This window comes from Halorubrum yunnanense (assembly GCF_026586675.1).
GTDB lineage: Archaea > Halobacteriota > Halobacteria > Halobacteriales > Haloferacaceae > Halorubrum > Halorubrum yunnanense.
Genome location: NZ_JAODIX010000043.1, coordinates 18,394 through 25,700, shown reverse-complemented (window position 1 = coordinate 25,700; position 7,307 = coordinate 18,394). Strand labels below are relative to the sequence as shown.

Genomic DNA, 7,307 nt, shown 5'->3' with positions numbered 1-7,307 from the left:
GTCGTTTTCGGGCATAGATCACTTTGAAAACGCACCGCCTCACCTTTCAATCCTTATCTGAACACCGTCTTTCAGTCAGCAAATGCGTTTATACCGTTGGGGACCATACCGTCTCGCATGAGCGACACCGCAGATCCCGAAGAGCAAATCGACGAGACGACGACATGGCCCGATCTCGCCATCGGTCTCTACGACCGGCTGACCGGCCGCAACGCGGAGATCGTCTACGAGTTCGAGGAGATGAGCGTCGACGTCCCGAGCGGCACCGGCGACGACGTCGAGCACGCCAACTGGCAGCTCGACGGCACCGTTCGGGTCACGACCCGTGAACGGGAGTAACCCGAGAGCGCCGCTCTCGGTCGTCACGGATGACCTGACGCTCACCGTCGACGGCGTCGACCTCGAGGTCCGCTCGACGGGCGACCGTCTGTTCGTCGAGGTGCCGACCGTCCGCGACGCGGTCCGCGTCGCTCGGGGCCTGCCGAGAGACGGCGACGCCAGCGGCCTGACGGCGCTGTTGACCGCGACCGACCTCACCACCGAGGTTCGCGTTCGCGGTCGAACGGTCGCCGTCATCGGCGCCGACGCCCGCTCCGGACGCCTCGCCAGCGAACTCGGCGTCGCGCCGGCGGAGGTGCGGATCGGGGGCGCCCTGGGAGCCGGCGCGAGCGGCCTCTCGGCGGTCGCGGGCGCGCTGCGACGACGCTTCGCCTGACCGTTTTTTCAGAGTCGCCGTCAGACGAGCGCAGTGGCTCGCCGAGCGACGCTCCCGCCGGCGACCGCCGACGGGATCGGGTGTACGGATCGACAGCCTGACCGCCGCCCCACCCGGAAACGCGCGGGCTGGGACGGCACGGCCCGTCACATGACAAGAGGCCGCGGCCGGTGGACCGCCGAGACCAGAGGCGATTTTGCGCTTGGCACGTCGGAGACGTGGGTCACACGACGGCCGCGGTGGATCGCTGATAGTGGTGACCGCCACGTCGAGTCGCCGTGGGGGGTGCGACCGACGGGACTACCGACGCCCGGCACGGGCTTCGACCGGGCACGCACCGTCGAGGGAGTCGATCCCCGCCGTCGCGGCACGCGATCGGTGCGACCACACTCGACGGAAGTCAGAACAAGTATTTATGCTTTTTCCTTATATTCCTGTAATAAGAACCGAGAGAATACTCGTATCCGAACAGTGTAGCGAAAATAATGAAACGAATGAAAATAATGGGATCGAGGCGCGCGATCCGATGAGTTCAGACGTCGCCCCCGCTGCCGTCACCGTTTCGGAACCCTTATTTTCTCGTTCGGGAATTGGTAGACGCGCGCCGGAGTAGCTCAGCTGGCAGAGCGATTCCTTCGTAAGGAATAGGCCGAGGGTTCAAATCCCTCCTCCGGCTCTTCTAACGGAACGACACGGAATCAAGCAGCTGCGCGACGATTTGAATCAGGAAGGAAGCGGAAAACCCTAGTCTGCAGTCTCCGCTTCGCCTTCTCCTGACGAAACGACGGGGGGTCGAAGAGCGGCGAAAAATCGCGATTCAGGCCCGTCGCGCGGTGATCCGGGCCACGACGACGCCGGCGGCGACGAGCATGGCGCCGATGAGGGCGTTCAACGCGAGCCCGAGCGATTCACCGGCGGCCGCGTTCTCAACCCCGATGTACAGGAAGAACGCGGCGGCTGCGGCGTGGAGGGCGAAGACGCCCGTCGGTGCGTTCGCCCCGAAGTCGAAACCGATATCCATACCTCACGTACGTCGATTCCGGTGAAAAAGGACCGGGATTCGGGTCCGGCCCTTCGATTCGCCGATCCCATCGATCTCACCGCGGTCTCGCTCCGCTCTGTGGCCACCGTTTCGTCCGAGATTCGATCGTTCGTCCATCCGTTTTCGGGAATGGTGCTGTAGTGTATAAACAATAATAGGGCGGAAACTATGACACTCGGTACCGAATAGCTCGTTATGCGACCGGAATCAGACAGTCACGGACGGGAATTGTACGAGTGTTTCGAATGCGGGGCGCGAATGGAGTCCGGCGGGACCTGCGACTGCGGCGGCGAGCTCCGACACCTCGGTCGGTCGCGAGACCTGTGACGGAGGCCGGGCGAGAGAACGGGTCGACCGGTCCGTCTCGCGGGGCGGTAGCGGTGCGCGAGCGCCGCGGCCGTCACTCGGTGTCGTCGTCTGCCCCGTCTCCGGCGTCGGCGTCGCCCTCGGCCGCCGCGTCGTACTCGGGCAGCGAGAGCACGTTCTCGCGGCCGAGCCGGAATCCGTCCAGGTCGCCCTCGTCGCGGAGCCCCGTCACGACCTGACTCGTCTTGGCGGCGGTCCAGTCGAGCTCCTCGGCGACCCGCTGCTGTTTCATCCGCCCACCGTTCCCCTCGACGAGCCGTATCACCTGCTCCTCGTTGCTCAACAGGTCCTCGTCGACCGGCGGGGCGCCCTCGTCGGGACTCTCGTCCGCGTCGTCCTCCGGCTCGCTCCCCTCGGTAGTCGACGCGCCGTCGTCCGTCCCGCCGGGTTCGTCCCCAGCTCCGTCGCCGGCGGCCGCGCCCCCCGTCGCGGCGGCCTCGTCGGATTTCGTCGCCTCCGGGGTCGCCGGCGGCGTCTCTCCCGGGACCGACCTGTCCCACGGTCGACGGCGGTAAACGATCGCGGCGACGATCGCTGCGAGCAGTCCGAGACCGACGAACAGGAGGGGTCCGGCGGCGAGCCCGTCCGGCTCGATCGTCACGCGCGGCTCTCCCTCGGTGAAGTCGACCGGGCCTTCCCAGACCACGGCGGACTCGCGGGTCTCCGTCGGCGACGGGGACGCCTCGCCGAGCCGGTAGCCGTCGGGCCAGGAGACGATCAGCGACGTGGTCTCGTCCAGGAACAGCGCGTCGACCGCGTCGCCGACGCGGAGCCGGTCGTCCTCGACGGCCGCGAAGTTGCTCCACTCGAACCGGTACGTCAGGACGCCGTACGACTGCGGGAGCTCGCGGCGCTCGGCCGTCACGGTGACGTTCGTGACGCCCATCTCGCGGCCCGTCGCGTTCTCGGCGGCGTCCGCCGTCGCGCGCATCCGATCGCCGAACCGACTCGTGTACGCGTCGGGGTCCGACTCCACGTCCGCGCGGAGCTCCTCGAAGGCCTGCTCCTCGTCGTCGCTCGCGAGGCGGATCCGGTACTGTGTCTCCCAGACCGCGTCGCCGTCGGGCTGGACGCTCGCCTCGATCAGGATGTCGTCGGGGCTGACGTCCATCTGGTCGAAGCCGCCGGCCGGGAGCCCGGCGCCGCTCTGTGCCGCGCCGACCGACGCGAGGCCGGCGCTGGCGACGACCGCGGCGACGACGAGAAGGAGCACCGTTCGCTGCACAGCCGGGTAGTTACGAGGCTCCGGTAAATCGCTTCCCATCTCACAACCGACGTCGGGCCGCGGCCGGATCGCCCGCTTCCTCCGCGAGCCCCCCGCGCCGGCCAGTCGCGGTCGCTCCGCGGCACGGTCGGACCGCCATCGGCCTATCCATCGATCCCGACGACGACCCGCCGCACGAGGTCGGCACCGTCCGTCACTGGTGCGGAGAGACGCTCCGCGACGACGTCGACAGCGCTCACGGCGCCGGCGTCCGGCGCGTTGCCGTTGCCCCTGTTATCACCGGCGGGCGGGGACTGGTCGTCCTGCGGGGACGAGTCGTCCCCTCCCTCGGCGCCGTCGGCTCGGTCCCCGCCGTCGGCTCGGTCCCCGCCGTCGCTCGCGTTCGTGGCGTCGGCTCGGTTCCCGCCGTCGCTCGCGTCCGTGGCGTTGCCGTCCGTTCCGTTGCCCCCGACGGCCGGACCGTCACCGCGCGGGCCGTCGCCCGCTCCCCCACGGTCACCCGCCCTGGCCCCGGGGCTGTTACCGGAACTCGCGTCTCCCGGCGGGCCGCGCCGGTCGGCCGCCAGCGGGCCGCCTACGTCGTTACCGGCGACGCCGCGGGCGATGGCCGCCACCTCCGGACCGCTCGCCTCGCCCGCCCGTTCGCGGAGCTCGCCGAGCCGCTCCTCGTCGAGACCGCGGTCCGCCCTGGCCGATTCGGGGAGCTCGCGGGCGACCTCGGCGCTCCGGTTCGTCCCCTGCTCGATCGTCTCGGCTTGGGCGCCCAGCTCGGCCATTCGGGCGGCGAACGCGCCCCGGCTCAGCTCGCCGGCGTCCCGGCGCTCGCGGAGCTCCCGCTGGCGTCGCTCGATCTCGTCCAGCCGCTCTTCGGTCCGGTTCAGTCGATCGGCGACCAGCTCGGCCCGCTCTTCGGGGGTCTCCGTCCGATTCAGTCCGACCTCGAACGCCCGCGAGTCGACCTCGCCCGCGATCTCGGCGCGCTGGACTCCGATCACCCCGGAGAAGCGCTCCCCGGGACTGATGTCGGTCTCGTTCGCCGCCTCGGTGCTCTCGTCGGTCTCGTTCGTCGGCGCTGGGTCGTCCTGCGCCGCGACCATCCCGGCGGGTCCGGCCGCGACGATCCCGGCGACGCCGACCAGTCCCACCGCGACGGCGACAAGGGCGATACGTCGATTCATTACCTGACGGTACGCGACGTATCCTCATATAAACCGATCTCCGTTAAGCCGGATCAACGCGAATTAAACGGGGGATTGCGGCGGGGCAGATCCGATCGGGGAGCGTCCCCCCGCGCTCGGCGTCGGCTCAGTACGACTTCGCGAAGTAGGCGGTCCGTTCGGCGTCCTCGCCGCAGATCGCGCACGTCTCCCCGTGGTCGCCGTCGACGAGCGGGTCCTCCTCCTCGAACGGGACCATCACGATCTCCGCGGCCATCGGCTCCTTGATCGGCTCCTCACACGCCTCGTCGCCGCACCACGGCGTCTTCACGTAGCCGCCGTGCTGCCCGAGCGTGCCCAGGATCCCGGCACGGTCGTCGGCCTCGCGGACCTCGCCGTCGAGCGTCTCCTCGGCGGCCGCGTACAGCTTCGCGTATATCTCGTCGAAGTGGTCGCGGACGGTGTCGGCGACGCCGTCCCGCTCCTCGACGATGCTCTCCCCGTCGGGACGGTGGACGAGGGTGAGCTCGCCGTCTTCGACCTCGTGAGGACCGATCTCGATCCGGAGCGGGACCCCGTTGAGCTCGTGTTCGTTGAACTTGAAGCCGGGGTTGCGCTCGTCGCGGTCGTCCAGCTCGACGCGGACGCCGGCGTCGTCGAGGTCGTCGGCGACGCCCTCGGCGTAGTCGAGGACGTCCCCCTTGGTGTCCTCCTGCCAGATCGGGACGACGACCACCTGCTCGGGGGCGACGCCCGGCGGGAGCACGAGCCCCTGCTCGTCGGAGTGGGTCATGATCAGCGCGCCGAGCGCGCGCCACGAGAGCCCCCAGGAGGTGGTGTGTGCGGTGCGCTCCTCCTCGTCCTCGTCGGAGAACGTGATGTCGAACGCCTCCGCGAACGACTGCCCGAGGTGGTGGGAGGTGCCGGCCTGCACCGACTTCCCGTCGGGCATCAGCGCCTCGACGGTCGTCGTCGTCTCCGCGCCCGGGAACGTGTCGTGGTCGGGCTTCTGTCCCTTCAGGACGGGCATCGCCAACAGGTCCTCGTAGACGGACTCGTACTGGTCGAGCCGCGTCATCGTCTCTTCCCACGCGTCTTCGGCGGTGGCGTGCGCGGTGTGGCCCTCCTGCCACAGGAACTCCTTCGTGCGGAAGAACGGCTTCGTCTCCGTCGCCTCCCAGCGCACGACGGAACACCACTGGTTCACGCGCAGCGGGAGGTCCCGGTGGCTCCGGACCCACTGGCTGATGTACGGCGTGATGATCGACTCGGAGGTGGGCCGGACCGCGAGCCGCTCGTCGAGCTCCGTGTTGCCCGCCTCGGTCACCCACGCGACCTCGGGGTCGAACCCCTCGACGATCTCCTTCTCGCGTTCGAGGTACGACTCGGGGATGAAGAGGGGGAAGTAGGCGTTCTGGACCCCGGTGTCCTTGAACTTCGCGTCGAGGAACCCCTGCAGGCGCTCCCAGACCCCGTACGCGCGCGGTCGGGTGACGATGAACCCGCTCATCCCGTCGGGGCCGTAGTCCGCCAGCCCCGCCTTCTGTACGACCTCGGCGTACCACTCGCCGGTGTTGTGTGACTTGGACTCGGTGATCCCGAGCTCCTGGTCGTCGTCGCTCATTGTCGTGTGAAGGGCGGGTCCCGGGCTTAAAACGTCCGAAGCCCCGCGGGCGCGCCTCGAACGTCGGCTCTCCGGCCGGCGTCCACCCCACTTCGGGCCGGCGCTCTCTCACTGGTCGCGCCGGCTCCGGCCCACGTTCCAGATCGCCGGAACGCGGAGAAACGTTAACCCCGTCCGGACGCCTACGGCCGGTATGGACCTGACGGGGCTGCGTCGGTACACGCCCGAGGAGGTGACTCGGGCGCGCCGCGAGGCGGCCGTGCTCGCGCCCGTCATCGAGCGCGGCGGCGAAGCCCACCTGCTGTTCACCAAGCGCGCCGCTCACCTCGGTGAACACCCCGGCCAGATGAGCTTCCCCGGCGGCGGCCGCGAGCCCATCGACCGGACCCTCACCGACACCGCGCTCCGCGAGGCCGACGAGGAGGTCGGTATGCGCGCCGCCGAGGTCGACGTCGTCGGGCGGCTCGACGACACGCGGACCTCCTCCGCGTACCGGATCCGACCGTTCGTCGCCGTCGCGCCCGACCGCGAGTACGTCCCCGACGAGTCGGAGGTCGCGGAGGTGGCCGTGCTCCCAGTGAACGACCTGACCGACCCGGCGAACTACGAGTCGGAGTACCGCGTCGGCCACCCGGAGTACGGCGACCACCGGGTCCACTTCTTCCACGTCGACGGCTACACCGTCTGGGGCGTGACGGGCCGGATGGTCGTCCAGCTGCTGGAGCGGACGACCGACTGGCGCGCCCCGGAGGAGGTCGACCGGGAGGTCGGGCCGGACGCCGAACTGCCTAGTTAAATAGTCGCCGGCGCGGTGACCGCTTTCGAGGGTCTCGGTGACCGCTCATAAATAATTGGTTAGGAATCGCCGGTGACCACCGCCAAAGCCCCAGCCGCTTATTTATAAATAGCTGAGTACGGATCGACAGTGACCACCGCCAAAGCGCCAGCCGCTTACTTATAAATAGCTGAGTACGGATCGACAGTGGCCACCGCCAAAGCCCCAGCCGCTTATTTATAAATAGCTGAGTACGGATCGACAGTGACCACCGCCAAAGCCCCAGTCGCGTGGACGGCGCACGCTCGCTGCGCGCTTCAGTCGCTCGCGTTGCTCGCTCTTTCCAGTGCTTGCATCGCCTGCGCCGTCCTCGCGGCTGCCCCTTTGAGTCCCACCCCGCACC

The 7,307-nt window shown here is 68.9% G+C and carries 8 protein-coding genes and 1 tRNA gene; 5 read left to right on the top strand and 4 right to left on the bottom strand.

Features of this window, described 5'->3' with window-relative positions; genetic code table 11:
- Nucleotides 1-117: 117 nt before the first annotated feature.
- The 3 genes from N5096_RS11240 (at nt 118) to N5096_RS11230 (ending at nt 1,391) form a co-directional block, all read left to right on the top strand.
- Complete coding sequence (locus tag N5096_RS11240; RefSeq protein ID WP_267664775.1) at nt 118-339, top strand: hypothetical protein; 222 nt, start codon at nt 118-120, stop codon at nt 337-339.
- Nucleotides 326-715, top strand: coding sequence for a peptide ABC transporter ATP-binding protein (locus N5096_RS11235; RefSeq protein ID WP_267664773.1), 390 nt, complete (start codon nt 326-328; stop codon nt 713-715). Before N5096_RS11240 ends, N5096_RS11235 begins: the two co-directional genes overlap by 14 nt.
- 603 nt (nt 716-1,318) lie before the next feature.
- Nucleotides 1,319-1,391 (top strand) — tRNA-Thr (locus N5096_RS11230).
- Between the two features lie 141 nt (nt 1,392-1,532).
- Here the strand turns inward: N5096_RS11230 and N5096_RS11225 are convergent.
- Nucleotides 1,533-1,736: a hypothetical protein gene (locus N5096_RS11225; RefSeq protein WP_267664771.1), complete on the bottom strand. Its 204-nt coding sequence runs from the start codon at nt 1,734-1,736 to the stop codon at nt 1,533-1,535.
- Between the two features lie 216 nt (nt 1,737-1,952).
- On the opposite strand from N5096_RS11225, the gene N5096_RS11220 reads away from it, so the two are divergent.
- Nucleotides 1,953-2,084: a rubrerythrin-like domain-containing protein gene (locus N5096_RS11220; protein WP_267664769.1), complete on the top strand. Its 132-nt coding sequence runs from the start codon at nt 1,953-1,955 to the stop codon at nt 2,082-2,084.
- A gap of 73 nt (nt 2,085-2,157) precedes the next feature.
- On the opposite strand, the gene N5096_RS11215 is transcribed toward N5096_RS11220, so the two are convergent.
- From N5096_RS11215 to proS, 3 genes are all read right to left on the bottom strand, one after another.
- On the bottom strand, nt 2,158-3,348 hold the full coding sequence (locus N5096_RS11215) for a helix-turn-helix transcriptional regulator (protein WP_267664768.1): 1,191 nt from the start codon (nt 3,346-3,348) through the stop codon (nt 2,158-2,160).
- A gap of 143 nt (nt 3,349-3,491) precedes the next feature.
- A complete protein-coding gene (locus N5096_RS11210) occupies nt 3,492-4,526 on the bottom strand; it encodes an ICP22 family protein (RefSeq protein ID WP_267664767.1) in 1,035 nt (344 codons plus the stop codon).
- A 127-nt stretch (nt 4,527-4,653) separates the two neighbouring features.
- On the bottom strand, nt 4,654-6,129 hold the full coding sequence (proS, locus tag N5096_RS11205) for a proline--tRNA ligase (protein ID WP_267664766.1): 1,476 nt from the start codon (nt 6,127-6,129) through the stop codon (nt 4,654-4,656).
- A 193-nt stretch (nt 6,130-6,322) separates the two neighbouring features.
- On the opposite strand from proS, the gene N5096_RS11200 reads away from it, so the two are divergent.
- Complete coding sequence (locus N5096_RS11200) at nt 6,323-6,925, top strand: NUDIX hydrolase (protein ID WP_267664765.1); 603 nt, start codon at nt 6,323-6,325, stop codon at nt 6,923-6,925.
- Nucleotides 6,926-7,307 lie beyond the last annotated feature (382 nt).